This window comes from Halomonas sp., assembly GCF_029263665.1.
Taxonomy (GTDB): Bacteria; Pseudomonadota; Gammaproteobacteria; order Pseudomonadales; family Halomonadaceae; genus Halomonas.
Genome location: NZ_JAJUFQ010000005.1, coordinates 103,420 through 123,984, shown reverse-complemented (window position 1 = coordinate 123,984; position 20,565 = coordinate 103,420). Strand labels below are relative to the sequence as shown.

Genomic DNA, 20,565 nt, shown 5'->3' with positions numbered 1-20,565 from the left:
TGACGGATATATGATACTGAATGAGGGATGAAGATCGTTATTTGCGGCTTCATTCTTCATCAGTCGGTGATGACAATGTATTCAGGCAATATTGGGGAAAATTTAAGTAGCAAGGAAGATAACGGTATAAATCTATTTAAGCCATTGAATCGAGATCGGTGCCTTGCACCTGATGCAGACACCTCCGATACTTTCCCGCTGGAACGATGTATAGAGGAAGCACTGAATCCATCAGTGAGCTTCCCTGAGGCCCTGCCTGGGTAACGGATTGGAATATCTATGTTGTACAACTACGGATCGATCAATATCGATCATGTCTATCGCGTCCCTCACCTGGTACGCCCTGGGGAAACCCTGGCCAGTTACGCACACAGCGTCGGGCTTGGCGGCAAAGGTGCCAATCAGTCCTTGGCTCTTGCCCGTGCTGGCGGACAAGTCACACATTGGGGAAACCTCAATGCCCGAGATCAGTGGGCTCGCAATTTGCTTGCCGATGCTGGCGTCAAGGTTGACCATGTCAATGACATTGATGGCCCCTCGGGGCATGCCATCATCCAGGTGGATGACCAGGCCGAGAACAGCATCCTCTTGTTCCCTGGCGCCAATCACATCTACGACAGAAATGATCTGAAAGCGTTGATCGCCGGTACATCGCCAGGCAGTTGGCTCCTGCTGCAGAACGAATGCAGTGCCCTGGCAGATGCTATTGAATTAGCTCATGAAGCTGGTCTCAAGGTTGCATTCAACCCTGCTCCCATGAGCGATGCTGTCCGCGAACTGCCACTTCAATATTGCGACCTGCTGTTCGTCAACAAGGGCGAAGCTGCCTGGTTGGCCAATGTCGCTGAGGACGTCTCTCCGCAGCAATTACTTGACGCCCTGGATGCCCAGTTACCCGGTTGTCAGTTGGTATTGACCTTAGGAGGAGAAGGCGCTTGGTATCAGTATGATGGAATGCGTCACTTCCAGCCCGCCCTCCCCGTCAAGGCCGTTGATACAACGGCTGCTGGCGACACCTTCATTGGCTATTACCTTGCGGCCATGCAGGAAGAAGCCGATATCCCCGCATGCCTGGCATTGGCTGCCACAGCGGCCGCTCTCGGCGTGCAACGTTCCGGCGCTGCCGACAGTATTCCCTTTCGCGCTGAAGTCGACGATGCATTCAATGCAGGCCGATTCGATGCTTGCGACGCTTGAATCTTGAGACCTCTGAAGGAGTTTCCGTGACCTATCCGATTATCTTCGACACAGATCCAGGTGTGGATGATGCCCAGGCGATTGCCATCGCCTTGCGTCATCCGGAGATAGAACTACTCGGCATGACCACCACCTTTGGCAACGTGGACGTGGAAACCGCCACTCACAATGCCCTGTTGCTGGGCGAACTGGCCGGCAAGCCGGTACCTGTCGCCCAGGGCGCTGCCACTCCGATGGTCAAGCCTCGTCATCCGGCACCAAAGCATATTCATGGTGATAATGGACTGGGCAATATCGATTTGCCTCCCGTTGCGGGACAAGCAGATCCACGTAACGCGGCTCAGTTCATCGTTGATACCGTCAACCAGCGACCGGGAGAGGTCAGCCTGGTGGCGGTAGGGCCCTTGGGCAACCTGGCTGCCGCCTTGCAGATCGATCCCGCCATCGTCACCAAGGTCAAGCAAGTCGTGATCATGGGCGGATCCATTCGCGAAGGCGGCAATGTCACCCCGGTAGCAGAAGCCAATATCTTCAACGATGCCCATGCTGCACAAAAAGTGCTGACGGCAGAATGGCCCCTGACGCTGGTCGGCCTGGATGTGACCCATCGCTGCGTACTGACTCCGCAGCATATGGAGCGCATCGAGACGGCCCAGGGTGAACTCGGTAAAGTACTGGCCGGCAGCTATGCGTTCTATCGGAATTTCTATCGTCAGGCACTGGGTATCGATGGCTGCTGCCCACACGATAGTGTTGCCCTGGCATGGCTGGTGCGTCCAGACCTGTTCGAGACGCAACGCGGTCATCTCAATGTGGTGACAGAAGGTAGTGCGGAAGGCCAGACCCTATTTGCACCCAAGGGTCGCGCCTTTATCCAAGATCGCTGGTCACAGACACCGGAGGTAGATGTGTGCCTTGGGGTCGACGGACAGGCTGTCAGCAACTGGATTGCTGATACGTTGTCGTGATGTAAGGTCCGAAAAGCACAGCTTAAAAAGGATCATAGCCAAAGCAGGGAATACATGGCGTCATGTATTCCCTGCTTTGTGTTTTCTAGGCGCTACCAAACAAGGTTAATCTGTATGAGAAAGTTAACCTGTATGGAAATGACTGGGCAGAGGCGTCGGCTGCACCACTTCCGTTTCGACATGCATCACCTGAGCCCCTTGCGGTCCCTTCCATAACCAGCGCAGAACAGTATCAACCGCCTCGCTCTCGCCACAGAGCAGGACCTCGACACGCCCATCGACGAGATTGACTGCGTGGCCGGTAAGCCCGACAGCCAATGCCTGACGCTGGGTAGATGCTCGATAGTAAACACCCTGCACCCTACCGGCGACCAGAGCTCTTACGCAATACGTCGCACTCATTCCCGCCCTTCCTCTACCGCAACATCGTGCTCTCTTTCTTGCTTTTCCTCGTCGTAGCGCTGCCGCTCTTCTTCAGAAAGCTGCGCCCTGACACTCTCCTGATCGATCAATTCCTGCTTGATCAGGACCGCACTGTTGCGGGGAATCAGCGGTTTGTGTCGGGCAACCAAGTGGCACTTGGTAAAGGCGGCGCCAAACAGGAGTATCAGTGATGAATAGTAGACCCACAGTAGAACCATCACCACCGAGCCTGCGGCGCCGTATGTGGATGCTGTCGCGGTATAGGCGAGATACATGGCGATGACAGAACGCCCCAGAGAAAACAGCAAGGCTGTCACCACAGCACCAACGATGACATCTCTCCAGGACAGCACGACATCAGGTAGCACCCTGAATATCGTGGCGAACAAGGCCACCACTACCGCCAGAGAGACAAGGAACTCGGCCCCCTGGGTCAGCAGTCCGACAAAGGGCAGCATGTCATGAGCCGCCTTCAAGGCTGCGCGAACGAAAATCCCCAACCCCAGCGATACCAGTAGGATGAACCCTATGGCCAGAACGACCGTCAGCGACATCAGACGGCTCTTGATCAAGCGCAGGATGCTGTTGCTCGTCGGGCGCGGTCGAACGCCCCAAATGGTATTCAAAGAGAACTGCATCTGTCCGAATACCGTTGTTGCTCCCAGCGCCAGAGCAGCAAAGCCCATCAGGGTAGGCATCAGCCCCGACTCCTGAATTCGGGACTGATTGACCGCTTCTTGTATTGCAGAGGCGGCAGCATCTCCCATGGCCCCCTGCAGTTGGGCAAAGATCTGCCCCTGCGCCGCCTCTTCACCGAGCACAAATCCTATTACTGTTACGGCAATAATTACCGTAGGTGCTAACGAAAATAACGTGTAAAAGGCCAGAGAGCCGGCGTAACTGAATGCATTACGCTCTAGCCATAGTTGGACGGAATCACGTAACACGCTCCACCAGAACACAACGAAATCCTTTATCATGATGCTCCCCTGTACCTAGATAGTCACAGCATACCCAATTACGAGCCGCCGCGCCGGCAACTTGTTGTCATATCAGCGCATTGCACCAGAGCATTCCCCTCATCATAATGACTCCCACTCATTAGTCTGGAGCGTGCATGACCTCATCCTCCGAGTCATCCCAAGCGAACAGCGACTTCGACTGTCTAGTCTTCATCGGACGCTTTCAGCCGCCTCATCTCGGTCACTTGGCAGTCATTCGGGCGGCACTGAAGCGCGCCCGTCAGGTGATCGTTCTGGTCGGTTCAGCATGGCAGGCACGCTCTCTACGCAATCCTTGGCGATTTGACGAACGCCGCAGCATGTTGCGCAGTGCTTTCGATGATGATGAAAATGCTCGGCTCGAGATCGTACCGTTGCTGGATGCGCTGTATAACAATGATGTATGGGTGCATGACGTTCAGCGCAAAGTCCGAGATCTGGCTCAACCATCACATGCACGCTTGCCCCGCATCGGACTGATCGGCGCCAGTCGAGGCCAGTCCAGCTATTACCTGTCTCTCTTTCCCCAGTGGGAATCGGTCAGCGTGCCCTTGGTCGAGGCAATTTCCGCCAGTGAAATCCGACAGCGCCTGTTCCGTTCCAAAGGCTCAGCGGTAGAATATCTGAGCACCAATGCGACCCATGACCTCCCCCCGGGAGTCGTCAAGGACATCCGCTCGTTCATGCTTGATCAGCCCTATCAACAGCTGATCGAAGAGCAGCAACTGCTGGACCAGTATCGCTCGGCCTGGGCCCAGGCCCCCTATCCCCCCATCTTCGTCACTGTGTGCGCGGTGGTGGTGCAATCGGGGCATGTACTGCTGGTCAGGCGTACCTCGGCCCCCGGCAAGGGGCTCTATGCCCTGCCAGGTGGATTCATCAACTCCCAGGAACGCTTGATGGATGCCTGTTTGCGCGAGCTGCGTGAGCGGATTCGTCTGAAGGTGCCCGAACCGGTATTGAAGGGATCGCTACGTGGGCAACGCCTGTTCGATGAGCCCCATCGCAGCTGGCGAGGCCGCACGCTGGCAGAGGCCTTTTATTTCGCTCTGCGCCCAGACCAGCAGTTGCCCAAGTTGAAACCGGTGAAAGGAGGTGATCATGCCCGTTGGGTTCCCTTGGCCGAACTGGAACCGGACAATCTGTTCGAAGACCACTTCTTCATTATCCAGAACTTCTTGGGACTTCCTGCCGATCATGGTACCTGGTCCGGAAGATAACCCTTCAGACAGGCCATCTCTTCAACAGACAATCGCTTAACAGATAACTTCAGGCTTCGAGAAAGTCCCTGGGCAACTTCATCATCTGCCGCCAGAGTTTCTCTACGCCTGGCTTGTGTACCAGAGAACAGCGATAAAGGCGGATTTCCAGCGGCACATCCCAGGCTTCATCTCCTGCACGCACCACTCGCCCTTCATTGAGTTCCTGACGCATGCAGAAATCCGGAATCCAAGCCATCCCGACGCCCTGCAATACCATGGCCTTGAGCCCCTCAGCCATGGCAGTTTCATAGACAGTGCGCAAGCGCATGCGTAGCGGATCGTTTTTCAGCAGCATCCGCACACTGCGCCCAAGGAAAGCTCCCTGAGTGTAGGCCAGATAGGGAATGGAATTACTGTCATTGAGCGCGAAGCGTGGCTCGCCATTGTCATCCGGCACGCTCACCGGAATCATTTTTACCCGCCCAATGGAAAACGAAGGAAATGCTTCTGCATCCAGCTGCATGCTGGCATAGGGGTCATAGTAGGCCAGCATCAGGTCGCAATTACCTTCGCGCAGCACATGAATGGCCTCCCCTACGTTCATGGCAATCAGACGAGTCGGCAACTCCCCCAGACCTTTTTGCAGACGCGAAATCCACGGCGGAAAGAAGCTTAATGCCAGTGAATGAGCCGCCACGATATCCAGGGCTTCATTGGCCATGGACAGGCCTCTCAAATGGCCCAAGGACTCATTGAGTTGTTCCACGATATTACGCGCCGTGACCAGGAACAATTGGCCTTGCGGCGTCAGGTCGATGGGCGTGGTTGAACGATCGACCAGGGTTACCCCGACAGCCTGTTCCAGTGATCGAATGCGGCGACTGAAAGCCGGCTGGGTCACGTGTCGCTGCCGTGCCGAAGCGGAAAAACTACGCGTATTGGACAGCGCAACGAAATCTTCCAGCCATTTTGTCTCGAGATTCACCACCGCTCCTGTTTACCAACGCCTTTTCTTTGGGCGACCTCAATTTACCGCAAAGCGGCAGTAGTCCCAAACAACAATGAGTATCAGAATTTACAGCAAGGCGACCTGGGCCCCTTCATGCGTTATTGAATGGGAGATAGAAGATAGGCACCTCGGGACAGTAACTTGCGCCATAACGACCGCGAGCGTAGTTCTGCGAGACTGACTTCGCGACAGTTGGCGAAGTCAGCCTCCAGCATCGTCTGCACATCCTTGGCAAAATCACGATCCACCACCAATGCGGTGATCTCGAAGTTCAAGCGGAAGGATCGGTTATCCAGATTGACGGTACCGACACTGGCAGCCTCATCATCAATCAGCGTGACCTTCTGGTGCAGGAACCCAGGCTGATAGCGATAGATACGCACACCGGACCTGACCATATCCGGCAGGAACGCGAAGGCCGACAGAAAAACCAGCAAGTGATCTGGCCGTTCCGGCATCATGATGCGCACGTCTACTCCGCGCATGGCAGCAAGCTTCAAGGCACTCTGCACGCCTTCATCCGGTACGAAGTACGGACTGGTCACCCAGAAACGCTTCCGCGCACTATGAATGAGATGCTGGATCAGCAGGCTGGCTGTCTCTCGCCCATCCGCCGGGCCCGAGGGGATGATCACAACGCGACGATTGGCCTCCGGCCAGACCTGAGGCGACCAGCATAGATTGAGCATGCAGCCTGTGGCCCAGTGCCAATCTTCCCAAAAAGCTTCCTGCAACCCCAGCACGCTTGGTCCTGCAAGCTTCATGTGGGTGTCACGCCAAGGCCCATGGCGTGGATTGAGACCAAGATACTCGATGCCTACATTCAAGCCGCCAAGCCAACCCAGTCGGCCATCCACGACCAGGATCTTGCGATGATTGCGGAAGTTGAGCTGAAAGCGTCGTTTCACGCCCTTGGATGAATGAAAGGCACTCACCTCGACACCAGCTGCTCGCAGGTCCTTGAGAAAGCCCTCACGTAACTGATGACTACCAATCTCATCGTACAGGAAATAGACACGCACCTGGCGCTGTGCGGCGGCAATCAACTGATGCTTGAGTCGGCGCCCAAGCGAATCGTCCCTTACGATGAAGAACTGGATCAAGATATAGGAGCGGGCTTCCTTGATGCCGGCGAAAAGGCTGTCGAACGTGGCCTCACCATCGACCAGAAGCTCGCTGTGATTGGCACTGGTCAATGGCATCATGGCCAACTGCTCCACAGCCCTTACATCGACATCATCAGTCTGAATCTTATAGGCATCGAAACGGTCGCGATAACGCTCCAGCACCTGGCGCAAAACCGTATCACGCTGGCCTCTGGCACTGACATAGCCATAGAAGCGGGGACGGCCAAATACCCAATACGCAGGCAGGGCCAGATAAGGGAACGTCACCAGCGAAATAATCCAGGCAATAGCCCCCTGAGATGTCCGGCTGGACATCAACGCCAATACCGCCGAGAAAGCCCCTGCGGTATGAATGAGAAAGACGGCCAATCCCAATATCCAGGTCGTCATGTTCAGCCTCCATCCTTGTCGCTTCAGAGCATACCCTTAGAAACGACAACCCCGCCAGCCGGCGGGGTCTCGTATTGCGCCAATGGCAAATATGCCGTCAAGCCGTCTGGGCGATGATTTCCTTCCACTTGGCAGGGCCAGTCTGATGCACGGAAGTGCCCTGTGTATCCACGGCCACCGTTACCGGCATATCTTCCACTTCAAACTCGTAAATGGCTTCCATGCCCAGATCTTCAAAGCCAACCACACGGGATGCCTTGATTGCCTGAGACACCAGGTAGGCTGAGCCACCCACTGCCATCAAGTATACCGCTTCATTGTCGCGGATCGCCTCGATCGCTGCCGGTCCACGCTCGGCCTTGCCGACCATGCCCAGCAGGCCGGTCTGTTCCAGCATAGTGCGGGTAAACTTGTCCATGCGCGTTGCCGTCGTCGGACCAGCAGGACCTACGATTTCATCACCAACAGGATCCACCGGGCCAACGTAATAGATGAACCGTCCTTTCAGGTCCACCGGCAATGCTTCGCCTTTGGCCAGCATGTCGACCATGCGCTTATGTGCCGCATCACGACCGGTCAACAGCTTGCCATTGAGAAGCAGCGTATCACCCGGCGCCCAGGTCTTGACCTCTTCAGGGGTGATCTCATCAAGATTGACGCGCTTGACATTAGCGCCAGCCTCACGCGTGATTTCCGGCCAGTCCTCCAAACGCGGCGGCTTGAGCGCAGCAGGCCCGGAACCATCCAGAGTGAAGTGGGCATGACGCGTCGCTGCGCAGTTGGGGATGATCGCCACCGGCTTGTTGGCCGCATGAGTGGGATAATCCTTGACCTTGATGTCAAGCACGGTCGTCAAGCCACCCAGGCCCTGGGCGCCAATACCGCTCTTGTTGACCTTGTCGAACAGTTCCAGGCGCAGTTCCTCGGAACGGTTGGCGGCGCCACGCGCTTGCAGGTCCTGGATATCGATCGGGTCAAGCAAAGCTTCCTTGGCAAGTTCCATGGCCTTCTCGGCAGTACCGCCAATGCCGATACCCAGCATGCCGGGCGGACACCAGCCTGCGCCCATCTTCGGCAACTGTTCCATGACCCAGTCAACTACAGAGTCGGAAGGATTGAGCATGGCAAACTTGGATTTGGCTTCGCTGCCACCACCCTTGGCCGCGACATGCACTTCAACAGTATCGCCCGGCACCAGCTTGTGGTGGATCACCGCAGGTGTATTGTCCTTGGTGTTCTGGCGCTTGCCATCCGGATCCGCCAGTACGGAAGCCCGCAGGACGTTGTCCGGGAAGTTGTAGGCACGCCGTACGCCTTCGTTGATCATGTCGTCGAGGCTCATGTCGGCCTCGAAACGTACGTTCATGCCAACATGGACGAACACGGTGACGATACCGGTGTCCTGACAGATCGGACGGTGGCCGGTAGCACACATGCGAGAGTTGATCAGGATCTGGGCAATGGCATCCTTGGCAGCAGGGTTCTGCTCCCGCTCATAGGCTGCCGCCATGGCATCGATGAAGTCTTTGGGATGATAGTAGGAAATGTACTGCAGGGCATCAGCGACGCTCGTGATGAGGTCGTCCTGGCGAATCACGGTCATGGATGACTCCTTGGGTGGGTCGTTATACCCGCTTCTCTTCTACGGCCTGCAGCTGACAACACGCCATGGCTTCAGCGGCGCAGTGGACGATACGGCACCGCCAGCCCAGCACTTCGTGTACATGTATCCGAAACAGCCTTGCAGAACATGTTCAAGTTCATGGCGCCGTGGACAGCATGCCGTGGGCGGGTTTGAAACATGCCATTGTTGATAGCGACACATTTCACAAGCGGCCCATAGTGTACCTCAAGGAACAGGTCGCGGCAGCTCCGACGCCATCCTGAACGTTCTCAGAATCGCACCGAGATGTTCTGGAACAATAAGATAACGGTATAAATTATTCGGTAGACACACCGTCCCATCGGCAAACTATTGTTGCTCAACGACGCCAGACACCTCACATAGGCTCAAGACCCAGGTTATATCGCGCCAAGCGCCAACTGACGTTCCTGGAGTTCGTGCAGACGATCCCTCAGGCGTGCCGCTTCTTCGAACTCGAGGTTCTGGGCTGCCTGCAGCATGGCATCCTCCAGGCGACTCATCTCCTTGCGCAGCTCCTCTGGCGACAGGGATGCCGGATCATAGATGGCCTCGGGCTCGGCAACCTTGCGCTCCCCCTTGCGTCCACGGCTCTTGCGACTGCCAGGAGCGGCAGCAGCCTCGAGGATATCTGCCACAGAGCGCGTCACGGTACGTGGCGTAATGCCGTGTTCTTCGTTGTGTGCCATCTGCTTGGCTCGGCGGCGCTCGGTCTCGTCCATGGCCTTGCGCATGGAATCCGTGATGCGATCGCCATACAGAATCGCTTTGCCATTGGCATTACGTGCCGCCCGGCCGATTGTCTGGATCAGTGAACGCTCAGCACGCAAGAAGCCTTCCTTGTCCGCATCGAGAATGGCCACCAGGGAAACTTCGGGAATATCCAGGCCCTCTCTGAGCAGGTTGATTCCCACCAGTACGTCGAACTTGCCCAGGCGCAGGTCACGGATGATTTCCACCCGCTCCACCGTATCGATATCCGAGTGCAGGTAGCGTACCTTGACATCGTGCTCGTCGAGGTACTCGGTAAGGTCTTCCGCCATGCGCTTGGTCAAGGTCGTCACCAACACCCGTTCTCCTACTGCGGTGCGCAGATGGATTTCCGAGAGCAGATCATCGACTTGAGTCGAGGCCGGACGCACCTCGATTTCTGGATCCAGCAATCCCGTAGGACGCACGACCTGTTCGACTACCTGACCAGCATGCTCAGCCTCATAGGGCCCCGGTGTAGCAGAAACGAAAATGGTCTGTGGGCAGATCCCTTCCCATTCCTCGAATGTCATCGGGCGGTTATCCAGCGCCGAAGGCAGGCGGAAGCCGTATTCCACCAGCGTTTCCTTGCGCGAACGGTCACCGCGGTACATGCCACCGACCTGCGGTACGCTGACATGGGACTCATCGATGAACAACAAAGCATCCGGCGGCAAGTAGTCAAAGAAGGTAGGTGGTGGTTCGCCGGGAGCGCGCCCGGACAAGTAGCGTGAGTAATTCTCGACGCCGTTGCAGTAACCCAGCTCATTCATCATCTCGATGTCGTAGAGCGTACGCTGCTCAAGGCGCTGGGCTTCCACCAGTCGGTCTTCCTTGCGCAGGAACGCGAGCCGTTCCACCAGTTCTGCCTTGATCTGATCCACTGCGGCAAGGATAGTCTCCCGCGGTGTCACATAGTGACTCTTCGGGTAGATGGTCATGCGAGGCACCCTGCCCTGCACTTCACCGGTCAACGGGTCGAACAGACTGATCGTATCGATTTCATCGTCGAACAATTCCACCCTTACCGCTTGATCCTCGGAGTCTGCCGGGAAAATGTCGATGACATCCCCTCTCACCCGATAGGTACCGCGCTTGAAATCCATATCGTTGCGGGTGTATTGCAGCTCGGCCAGACGCCTCAGGAAGCCTCGTTGGTCGATCAATTCGCCACGAGTGAAGTGCAGACGCATCTTCAGGTACTGATCCGGGTCACCCAGGCCATAGATGGCCGACACCGAGACAACGATCAGTGCATCACGGCGCTCCAGCAACGCCTTGGTCGCAGACAGGCGCATCTGCTCGATATGGTCATTGATGGAGGCATCCTTCTCGATGAAGGTGTCCGACGACGCCACATAAGCTTCGGGCTGGTAATAGTCGTAATAGGAAACGAAATATTCCACCGCATTGTCGGGGAAGAATGCCTTGAATTCGCCATAAAGCTGAGCAGCCAACGTCTTGTTATGTGCCATGACAATGGTTGGGCGCTGTAGGCGCTCCACTACATTGGCCATGGTGAAGGTCTTGCCTGAGCCAGTAACACCGAGCAGGGTCTGGTGGGCCAGACCTGCCTCCAGCCCATTGACCAGCCCTTCGATAGCTGCCGGTTGGTCACCGGCAGGACGGAACTTGGAGGCGAGGCGAAACGGCTTGCTCATCATGGCTCCATGGAAATTGATCTTGGCAATACGAGTGTCAGGCGTCGACCACTGTGCGAGTAGTGATCTCCACACGGGAAGTCGTCATCAAGCGATGAATCGGGCATTTGTCGCTGATCTCTTCAAGTCTCGCCAACCTCTCTGGATCATCGACCCCATGAAATGTCATGGCCACATCCAGTCGGTAGATCCCTTTGCGTTCATCGCGTTCATCACGCGTTACCACCACACTGACAGCATCCAGCGCCCAGCCCTTGCGCTGGGCATACATACGGGCAGTGATTGCCTTGCAGGCTCCCAGAGACACGTCGAAATAATCGTGTGGGTCCGGTGCGCTGCCATCACCGCCAAAGGCCTCGGGCACATCCACCAACAGTTCATCGAAACTGTGGATTTTAGCACTATGGCGCAACTTGCCATCACGCAGACTGCGAATACTGATCGTCATCCTGATGCCCTCTCGGTCTTGGCAACATGCACACAACGGTACCCGTCATGTTTAGCTCACCTTGATCTTGAGCTTGAGCTGCTCAACAGCCTTGATCAACACCTCACGACGCGCCTTCCCTTCCACTTCAGCGCCGTATCGACCTACTTCGACACTATCGACGCCATCCAGCATCATCAGAGCCGTGGTGATCCGGTTGATCTGATCGGTGCTTTCAACACCTTCAAATGTCAGTGATTGGTGAGACATCGATATACTCCTTGCATCCAGAACTTCTCCAGCAAACAAACAGCTGGGAATCGCACAGCTTAGCATGACCCGACAACCATAGAGCAGCATCCCACCACGCCGAGACTTGTCCCATACTTGAAAAAGCCCTCTTGCGACTACACATTCCCACAGCAACCGCCCAGCGAAACACCTTTCAGCCCTGTGGGATACTATGCAGAATAGAATCATCTTCCAGGGCGATACACGCCAGACTGGCGGGCAACCTGACATAGGAAAGGTCAATGACGGATTGGATCAGCGCCAATGGCGGACGGCTCCGCGCTCCCCATGATGTAGAGTTCGATACTGCGGACCCGGCACGTCAAGTACTCGAGAACACTGTCGCCATCCCTCTGGTGCATCTGGGCGCCGTGGATGTCATCGGTGCCGATGCCGAACGCTTCCTGCAAGGCCAGACCAGTGCTCAACTGAGCCTTGTCGATGGCCATTTCGCTCCCCTGACCGCCTTTTGCAGTCCCAAAGGCCGGGTGATGGCCAATGCTCAGTTGATGCGCGTCGCGCCGGAACACTATCGCTTGATTCTGCATAGCAGCCTGGTCGAACCGCTGACTCAGCAATTGAGCAAATTCGCAGCTTTCTACAAGGCCAGCCTGGAACCTCAGGATAATATTGCACTGATCGGCCTGATTGGCCGCGAAGCTACCGCCCTGACAGAAGTCGACTGCGACCTGACACCACCCAAGTTATGGCACCAGGCAACCTGCGGCGATACCAGTGTGCTGACTTACCCCGGTCCACAAACTCGCTACTTGATCACGCTCCCTGCACAGGTGGCTGAGGAGCTCTTCCCGCGCTTGCTCAACCAATGTGCGGCTGTAGGCAATGCGGTATGGAAACTGGCCGATATTCAGGCGGGTCTGCACTTCATCAATGCCGATCAGCAAGATACGTATCTGCCACAGATGCTCAACTGGGAAGCCCTGGCGGGAATCAGTTTCAAGAAGGGCTGCTATACCGGGCAGGAAGTGGTCGCCCGGGCACATTTCCGCGGACAGGTGAAGAAGCGCCTATTCCGTGTGCAGATAGAAGGTGATGAATGCCCCGACAATGGTAGCGAGGTAGTCAATGAGAGCGGCAAACGCGTCGGGGAGATCATTGCCAGCCAGGTGGACGCCTATGGCCAGCCTGAAGCCTTGGCGGTCCTGTCGACACAAGCCACGGAAGAGCCACTCAGCTTGAATGGCCACCGAGTGCAACTGCTGAAATTACCCTATGCACTGAAACGGCAGGACCCGGAGGACCTGGTCGATTCCACTGATGCAACGACACAAGCAGATTCAAAGACGAAACAGGTTTAAATACCAAACAAGTGGCGTGCCGTGGCCGAACTTGTGTTGGCCACGGCCGCCTGGTCCTGCCCACGCAGCTCAGCGACAACTCGGCACACCTCCGCCACCCGTGCAGGTTCGTTACGCTGCCCCTGGTAGCCACACAAGGGCATGTCCGGACTATCGCTTTCCAGCACAAAGCCGTCATCAGGCAGGCGAGCCACCGCGCGCCTCAATCGCGCTGCCCGCGGATAGGTGACAGCGCCACCCAAACCCACACGAAAACCCAGATCGATAAAGCGCTTTGCCTGTTCATATGAGCCGGCAAATGCATGAATCAAGCCCCCAGAAGGCATGGCCAGATCTTTCAGTTGCTTGGCAACGTCATCATTGGCCCGAACACAGTGGATCACTACAGGAAGGTCTCGCTCCCGAGCCAACTTCAGCTGGGCAACGAACAATTGCCATTGGCTTTTCAGGGTCTCTGGAAAACGCGCGTCAATACCGCATTCTCCCAAGGCAACGATGGAGGCATGGCAATCCAGGTAACGAGCCAGCGCCAGCAGATCATTGTCACCACCTTCAAGGCGATGCTCTTCCAGGAAAACCGGATGAAGACCAAGGCAGACACTCAGACCCTGCGCGTTGCCCAGCGCCAGCAGCCCGTCCCAGCGAGAGCGTGTTGTCCCGGCGATAACACAATGCCCCACCCCGACCTGCCGAGCCCTTTCCAGCACCTCAGTCCGGTCCTGGTCAAAGATCGGAAAATCCAGATGGCAGTGGGCATCTATCAATTCGAGCATTGAGACCCTCCATTCTGCACAGGCCAACCAGTGAGGCGACGGAGCGCATCCCGATAACAGGAGTGCCCCGCTCACAGCGCAACCCACCACCTGAGCAACGGGCCAAGCCTATGATGCCCAGCTTACGCCCAGCGTCTGGTTCAATGCTCGCGAGTTTCGCGGAAACGTACGTCTGGCCAACGTTCCTGCGTCATCTGCAGGTTGACCCGGGTTGGGGCAATGTACGTCAGGTAGCCACCGCCATCGATAGCCAGATTGGTACTGGCCTTGCGCTTGAACTCATCCAGCATCTTGGCATCGTCACAGTAGATCCAGCGTGCAGTGTTGACATTGACACCTTCATAGATGCAATCGACCTTGTACTCTTCCTTGAGTCGATGCGCGACCACATCGAACTGCAGCGTACCCACGGCCCCAAGAATCAAGTCATTGTTATCAAGAGGCATGAACACCTGGGTGGCGCCTTCTTCCGACAACTGTTGAAGGCCCTTCTGCAGCGCCTTCATCTTCAGCGGGTCCTTCAGGCGCACACGCTTGAACAGCTCCGGTGCAAAGTGCGGAATACCAGTGAAGCGCATGTCTTCACCTTGGGTGAAAGTATCACCGATCTGGATGGTGCCGTGGTTATGCAGGCCGATGATGTCACCTGGCCAGGCTTCTTCCACGTGAGAGCGATCCGCTGCCATGAACGTCAATGCATCAGCGATCTTGACGTCCTTTCCGATACGCACGTGGCGCATTTTCATGTTCTTTTCGTATTTTCCAGAACATACGCGCAGGAAGGCGATGCGGTCACGGTGATTCGGGTCCATATTGGCCTGAATCTTGAATACGAACCCGGTGAAGCGCCCATCCTCAGCTTCCACCTTGCGGATATCTGTCTCGCGGGGTTGCGGTGACGGGGCATATTCGACGAAACCGTCAAGCATCTCACGTACACCGAAGTTGCCCATCGCAGTACCGAAGTACACCGGTGTCAGTTCGCCTCGACGGAAAGCCTCGAGGTCAAACTCGTGGGATGCACCACGCACCAGCTCGACCTCCATGCGCAACTCTTCAGCCGCATCTTCCCCAAGTATTTCATCCACTTGAGGGTTATCCAGTCCTTCAATGCGCAGGTCATCCGGAATACGGTGGCCTTGCCCTTGGGTATAGAGATGAATGACATCATTGTAGAGATGGTAGACGCCCTTGAAGTGACGCCCCATGCCAATCGGCCATGTCATCGGTGCACACTGGATATTGAGCACCGTTTCGACTTCGTCCATCACCTCGATGGGATCGCGGATATCACGGTCCATCTTGTTGACGAATGTCAGAATCGGCGTGGTGCGCAGGCGACATACCTCCATCAGCTTGATGGTTCGATCCTCGACGCCCTTGGCACCATCGATCACCATCAACGCCGAATCCACTGCCGTCAGCGTGCGATAGGTATCCTCGGAGAAGTCCTCGTGCCCAGGCGTATCCAGCAGATTGACCATACGGCCCCCATAAGGGAACTGCATCACCGAGGTGGTCACGGAGATCCCCCGCTCCTGCTCCATCTTCATCCAGTCCGACGTGGCATGACGGTCATCACGCTTGCTCTTCACGGAACCGGCCAGCTTGATGGCATTTCCGAACAACAGCATCTTCTCGGTAATGGTGGTCTTACCGGCATCGGGGTGCGAAATGATGGCAAAGGTTCTGCGAAGCCCCGACTGTTGGGCTTGCTTGGCGTCTGTCATGGAAACCTGGCTCTACTTTGTACTTGCCCTGCAGGTAAACTTCGCAGGTGAAGCTCGAGATACCTGGGCAAGAGGGAATGAAAGTTGCGCAGATTGTACCGGCAAGGTTCGTACGGTGCCATGCCCCCGATCCATGCTAGCCATGAAATAGCGCTTCTCCACTTCCTGCGCTACACCGGGCCGCATCAAGAGCATATCATTCAGTCTGACCGGGCCCATGATCACCTCATTTCCACAGGCCTGCTTCTGACGTCGGATATTTCATGACCAACAACAAGGACGAACACCATCACGATCTGGATGCCCTCAAGAGGGAACTGTCTCAGATGGCCAAGGGAGCCAGTGAGCGCTCCGGGTTGCAACACGGTAACGATACAAGTCGGTCTCGAGCCTTCACTCAACAAGAGCTGGAGGAAATCGCCGAACACATGGCAGCTGAGCGACGTGCCAAATGGGCTGCCGTCTTTGCCAACTGGCTGGATATGGCCGACCGCACAGGCACTACGATAGGCGCATTGTCCACGGTTGCCCTGTTCTTTGCTGACAAGGACGGTGATGCACTTGTCGTCGCAACCAGCGCCAACCCTCTATGGGGAGTCGTGATTGGATTTTCGCTGGCATTTGGGGCATCCTACCTGAAGGCCCTACTGACATGGAGGGGCAAGTAAATGACGGTCTACATCGTTCTCGCAACACTGAGCATCATCACTATAGGCCTGGGCGTAGCGGCTGTGTGTCTGACCAGAGGCTATGAGCGTGATGTGCAGGAACTCGTGAAGTATGCGAAAGAAAAGGGTCTTGTCCAGGATTCCTGACAACGCTTCCTTTACGGCAGCTTCCTTCCAATGCCTTCCTCTTCAGTTTCGTCCCATATATTTACCCCCGCCATTGTGCGGGGGTTCGCTTATCCCCGAAGGCACATCTGACATTGTCTCGTCATCGAATGATGATCACACTGTCATCTTTGGCGGAAAAACTAGTGCGTCCTGGATTGTGACCTGCACAAGGAAACCTTCATGCGCACTACCCGCCGCGAGTTTCTCGGCCTGGGCCTCAAGGCCAGCGCCGGTATCGGCCTGATCACCGCTGCTCCAGGCATCATCATGGCTGAAAGCCGTCGCCCCATGATCACTTCCGGAGTGATGAGCGGAGATTTATGGACCGACCGGGCCATGATCTGGTCCCGGGCAGACCGCCCATCCCGAATGATGATCGAAGTTGCTGATAACCCGGAATTCCGCAATGCCCGCCTGCTACGAGGACCTGATGCTCTCCCCGGCAGCGACCTTACCGCCAAGCTCGATGTCACGGGCCTCAGCGGTGATGAGCTTCATTACCGCGTGCGCTTCGTTGCGCTCGGCGATCACAAGGCCATCAGCGAGCCAAGCGTAGGACGTCTGCGCCTTCCTGGCAGTAGCAAACGCAACGTGCGCTTTGTCTGGTCCGGTGACGTCGTTGGCCAAGGTTGGGGTATCGACACTACCCGGGGCGGGATGAAGATCTTCGAGACCATGCGCCAGCAGGTACCGGACTTCTTCATTCACTCTGGAGATTCGATCTACTCCGATGGGCCCCTCGAAGAGAGCGTCACCCTGCCCAACGGCGAAACCTGGCACAACATCATCACCGAAGCCAAGAGCAAGGTTGCTGAAACCCTTGATGAATACCGTGGCAATCATGCCTACAACCTGATGGACGAAAACCTGCGTCGCTTCAATGCTGAAGTGCCCATGTTCGCCCAGTGGGATGACCACGAAGTCACCAACAACTGGTATCCCGAAGAAATCCTTGCCGACGATCGCTACACCGAGAAGAACGTCTCTCTACTCGCCGCTCGTGGCCGCCAGGCTTTCCTTGAATACATGCCTATTCGCCAATGGCCCGAATCCCCAGGCCGTATTCACCGCAACTTCAGCTATGGCTCGGACCTTGATGTATTCATGCTCGACATGCGCACATATCGAGGCCATAACACAGCCAACATGCAGGATGCTGATGACCCCAACGCTGCACTGCTTGGCAAGCAACAGATCGACGAACTGATCAGCGCTCTGGAAAAATCCCAGGCCACCTGGAAGATCATTGCCTCGGACATGCCCCTTGGCCTGGTCGTGAGCGACGGCGACAACTTCGAGGCGGTGGCCAACGCCGATGACGGTGCTCCTGCTGGCCGCGAACATGAAATCGCCCGATTGCTCAAGGCAGTGCATGACAAGGGGATCAGCAACCTCGTCTGGTTGACAGCAGACGTACACTACACCGCTGCCCATCATTACTCCCCGGAACGGGCCAGTTTCAAGGACTTCACCCCCTTCTGGGAATTTGTCACAGGTCCTCTTCACGCAGGGACTTTCGGCCCCAATGAACTGGATGGCACCTTTGGCCCTGAAGTGGTGTTCTCGAAAGCCCCGGAGAATGGACAGGCCAACCTTGCCCCCAGCGAGGGCTACCAGTTCTTTGGCCAGGTGGACCTCGACAGTGAGAGCCGCGAGTTGACCGTGACGCTAAAGGATGTCGCAGGCAACGACCTGCACACCCAAGTGCTCAAGCCTGAGCTAGCCTGATTCGCGTTCGGCACATTTCTGGGCTCAAGCGCTACGCAAACACCCTCGACCTTCGGTAGTCAGACAACTGCCGAGGGTCGAGGGTGTTCTGATAGCAGCCTGACATGAGCGACAATATGCCTCTCCCATATGCCTCTTTTGACATAGCAATCCAGCGGCGATGTGAACGGCCATGCGTTATGATGCTTTCACTGCCAAGGAGAGACCATGCAACCCGCCCTGCCGCTTCCGCTTTCCACCCCCAACCGCAACCTGGTACGCCTGACCTTTGTCCGAGGCATCACCTGGACGGGGTTCCTGATCGCCATCATCGTCGGTATCGAGCTGCTTGATTTCAATCTCGACCTGCCGGCCGTCATTGCTGTCATCGTGGCAATGGGGATCATCAACATTGTCTCCTGGTGGCGACTGAGCCGCCCCCGGGACGTCAGCCATCATGAATATTTGCTCCATCTATTACTGGATGTGATTGGGCTGACTCTGCTGTTCTACTTTACCGGGGGGGCCACCAACCCCTTCATTACCTACTACCTCGTCCCTGTCACCATTGCCGCCGCCACCCTGCCTTGGCTGCATGCCTGGATACTTGCCCTGACCGCCATGGCGTCCTACAGCGCCTTGATGGTGATCTACCATCCAGTGCCTCAACTTGGTTCCCACTACGCTTCCAACATCAATCTCCATGTGCTTGGCATGTGGCTGAACTTCTTTCTTTCCGCCGGGCTGGTCACCTTCTTCATCTACAAGATGGCGCATGCCTTGCGCAGCAGGGACCAGGCACTGTCACGCACACGGGAAGCAGCCCTGCGCAATGAGCAAGTACTGGCAGTTGCCACACAGGCGGCAGGTACCGCGCATGAACTGGGCACACCGTTATCAACCATGGCAGTCGTGCTGGCAGAGATGAAGCAGGAACTCGAACCCGATGATCCCTTGCTCGAGGACATCCAGCTTCTGCGCCAGCAGGTCGACACCTGCAAGGAACGTTTGCGCCATCTCGTCGATAGCGCCGATCGACGGCGTATGGCGGAACCCGAAGTTCATGATGCCGAGGCGTGGCTCAAGGCAGTGATCAGCCGTTGGCTGGTCTTGCGTCCAGATGTCACCCACCGCTTCGAGGCCACCAAACGACGCGGCCAACCCAAGCTCATGGTCGATGCAACCCTCAACCAGGCATTGACCAACCTGCTCAACAATGCAGCGGACGCCAAGCCAGATCACATCGAAATTCGCCTGGACTGGACCACGGACCTGGTCATCATCGATATTCGCGACCATGGCCCAGGCATTCCCATGGCCATTGCTGACCAGCTTGGTGAAACCTTCGTTTCAACCAAGAGTAAAGGGCTTGGCATTGGTTTGTTTCTGACCCATGCCACCATCAACCGCTTTGGTGGCGGCGTCAGCCTGTACAACCACCCCGATGGGGGCACACTCACTGAAGTCACCTTGCCCCGCTGTGGCTGAGAGCCTCATCCTGGCTCCCTTGGAAAGACAGAGAGGACATCATGCAAGAATCAGCTCACCGGCTTTTGATCATCGATGATGATGATATGTTCTGCCATGTGCTGGAGCGTGCCATGCAGCGCCGTGGCCATGAAGTAGAAGTGGCTCACGATGGCACTCAGGCCCTTGAAGCCGCCCGACGCCACCAGCCCACCATCGCCACTCTGGATCTCAAGCTGGAAAACGAGTCAGGGCTGAAACTGCTGCCGGAATTGCTCGAAGTGGTGCCGGATTGCCGCATTGTCGTGCTGACAGGCTACTCGAGCATTGCCACCGCCGTGGAGGCCATCAAGCTAGGCGCCGTCAACTATCTGTGCAAACCGGTGGATGCCGACGAAGTCCTTGCCGCCCTCAGCAATACCGAAGCCAACCCGGAAACGGAGGTCGCCGACAACCCTCCCTCCATCAATCGGTTGACGTGGGAACACATCCAGAAAGTTCTGCAGGAACATGACGGCAACATTTCGGCCACCGCACGGGCCCTGGGCATGCATCGACGTACCCTGCAACGCAAACTGCAAAAACGTCCCGTTCGCCGCTGATCAAGAAAACACAGAGGCATGCTGGCAAACATCGGAGGAGGCT

Annotated in this window: 18 protein-coding genes; 8 read left to right on the top strand and 10 right to left on the bottom strand. The window is 56.4% G+C overall.

Annotated features, from left to right (window positions below; genetic code table 11):
* The first annotated feature begins 279 nt into the window (after positions 1-279).
* Together Q1K07_RS06895 and Q1K07_RS06890 are read left to right on the top strand one after the other, a co-directional pair.
* On the top strand, positions 280-1,197 hold the full coding sequence (locus Q1K07_RS06895) for a ribokinase (protein ID WP_300309370.1): 918 nt from the start codon (positions 280-282) through the stop codon (positions 1,195-1,197).
* Between the two features lie 26 nt (positions 1,198-1,223).
* The gene (locus Q1K07_RS06890; RefSeq protein WP_300309369.1) at positions 1,224-2,165 is read left to right on the top strand and encodes a nucleoside hydrolase; all 942 of its coding nucleotides are present in this window, start codon (positions 1,224-1,226) and stop codon (positions 2,163-2,165) included.
* Positions 2,166-2,288: 123 nt separating this feature from the next.
* Here Q1K07_RS06890 and Q1K07_RS06885 read toward each other — a convergent pair whose 3' ends face one another.
* Both Q1K07_RS06885 and Q1K07_RS06880 read right to left on the bottom strand, forming a co-directional pair.
* On the bottom strand, positions 2,289-2,567 hold the full coding sequence (locus Q1K07_RS06885; protein ID WP_300309368.1) for an acylphosphatase: 279 nt from the start codon (positions 2,565-2,567) through the stop codon (positions 2,289-2,291).
* Positions 2,564-3,568, bottom strand: coding sequence for a YihY/virulence factor BrkB family protein (locus Q1K07_RS06880; RefSeq protein WP_300309367.1), 1,005 nt, complete (start codon positions 3,566-3,568; stop codon positions 2,564-2,566). Before Q1K07_RS06880 ends, Q1K07_RS06885 begins: the two co-directional genes overlap by 4 nt.
* Positions 3,569-3,705: 137 nt before the next feature.
* On the opposite strand from Q1K07_RS06880, the gene Q1K07_RS06875 reads away from it, so the two are divergent.
* Complete coding sequence (locus Q1K07_RS06875) at positions 3,706-4,809, top strand: bifunctional nicotinamide-nucleotide adenylyltransferase/Nudix hydroxylase (RefSeq protein ID WP_300309366.1); 1,104 nt, start codon at positions 3,706-3,708, stop codon at positions 4,807-4,809.
* 49 nt (positions 4,810-4,858) lie between these two features.
* Here the strand turns inward: Q1K07_RS06875 and Q1K07_RS06870 are convergent, their stop codons facing one another.
* The 6 genes from Q1K07_RS06870 to Q1K07_RS06845 form a co-directional block, all read right to left on the bottom strand.
* Entirely contained in the window at positions 4,859-5,776 is a 918-nt protein-coding gene (locus tag Q1K07_RS06870) for a LysR substrate-binding domain-containing protein (RefSeq protein WP_300309365.1), read from the bottom strand.
* A gap of 122 nt (positions 5,777-5,898) precedes the next feature.
* Positions 5,899-7,317 (bottom strand): cardiolipin synthase, encoded by a 1,419-nt coding sequence (gene cls / locus Q1K07_RS06865; RefSeq protein ID WP_300309364.1) that lies wholly within the window; start codon positions 7,315-7,317, stop codon positions 5,899-5,901.
* 97 nt (positions 7,318-7,414) lie between these two features.
* The gene (locus tag Q1K07_RS06860) at positions 7,415-8,920 is read right to left on the bottom strand and encodes a fumarate hydratase (protein WP_300309363.1); all 1,506 of its coding nucleotides are present in this window, start codon (positions 8,918-8,920) and stop codon (positions 7,415-7,417) included.
* A gap of 419 nt (positions 8,921-9,339) precedes the next feature.
* Entirely contained in the window at positions 9,340-11,370 is a 2,031-nt protein-coding gene (gene uvrB / locus Q1K07_RS06855; protein WP_300309362.1) for an excinuclease ABC subunit UvrB, read from the bottom strand.
* 37 nt (positions 11,371-11,407) lie between these two features.
* Entirely contained in the window at positions 11,408-11,818 is a 411-nt protein-coding gene (locus Q1K07_RS06850) for an OsmC family protein (RefSeq protein WP_300309361.1), read from the bottom strand.
* Between the two features lie 51 nt (positions 11,819-11,869).
* Positions 11,870-12,067, bottom strand: a complete 198-nt coding sequence (locus tag Q1K07_RS06845) for a hypothetical protein (RefSeq protein ID WP_300309360.1) — start codon at positions 12,065-12,067, stop codon at positions 11,870-11,872.
* Positions 12,068-12,330: 263 nt separating this feature from the next.
* Between Q1K07_RS06845 and Q1K07_RS06840 the strand changes: the two genes are divergently transcribed.
* Positions 12,331-13,407, top strand: coding sequence for a folate-binding protein (locus Q1K07_RS06840; protein ID WP_300309359.1), 1,077 nt, complete (start codon positions 12,331-12,333; stop codon positions 13,405-13,407).
* Here the strand turns inward: Q1K07_RS06840 and Q1K07_RS06835 are convergent.
* Both Q1K07_RS06835 and Q1K07_RS06830 read right to left on the bottom strand, forming a co-directional pair.
* Positions 13,404-14,180, bottom strand: a complete 777-nt coding sequence (locus Q1K07_RS06835; RefSeq protein ID WP_300309358.1) for a TatD family hydrolase — start codon at positions 14,178-14,180, stop codon at positions 13,404-13,406. The two genes, Q1K07_RS06840 and Q1K07_RS06835, sit on opposite strands and share 4 nt — an antisense overlap.
* A gap of 140 nt (positions 14,181-14,320) precedes the next feature.
* Positions 14,321-15,910: a peptide chain release factor 3 gene (locus tag Q1K07_RS06830; RefSeq protein ID WP_300309357.1), complete on the bottom strand. Its 1,590-nt coding sequence runs from the start codon at positions 15,908-15,910 to the stop codon at positions 14,321-14,323.
* Between the two features lie 263 nt (positions 15,911-16,173).
* Between Q1K07_RS06830 and Q1K07_RS06825 the strand changes: the two genes are divergently transcribed.
* The 4 genes from Q1K07_RS06825 to Q1K07_RS06810 all read left to right on the top strand — a co-directional run bounded on the left by Q1K07_RS06825 (position 16,174) and on the right by Q1K07_RS06810 (position 20,522).
* Positions 16,174-16,578 carry a hypothetical protein gene (locus Q1K07_RS06825; RefSeq protein WP_300309356.1) on the top strand — a complete coding sequence of 135 codons (405 nt, stop codon included), beginning with the start codon at positions 16,174-16,176 and terminating at the stop codon, positions 16,576-16,578.
* 348 nt (positions 16,579-16,926) lie between these two features.
* Positions 16,927-18,474 (top strand): alkaline phosphatase D family protein, encoded by a 1,548-nt coding sequence (locus Q1K07_RS06820; RefSeq protein ID WP_300309355.1) that lies wholly within the window; start codon positions 16,927-16,929, stop codon positions 18,472-18,474.
* Positions 18,475-18,681: 207 nt separating this feature from the next.
* A complete protein-coding gene (locus Q1K07_RS06815) occupies positions 18,682-19,941 on the top strand; it encodes an ATP-binding protein (protein ID WP_300309354.1) in 1,260 nt (419 codons plus the stop codon).
* Positions 19,942-19,982: 41 nt separating this feature from the next.
* Entirely contained in the window at positions 19,983-20,522 is a 540-nt protein-coding gene (locus Q1K07_RS06810) for a response regulator transcription factor (RefSeq protein ID WP_300309353.1), read from the top strand.
* The last annotated feature ends 43 nt before the right edge of the window (positions 20,523-20,565 follow it).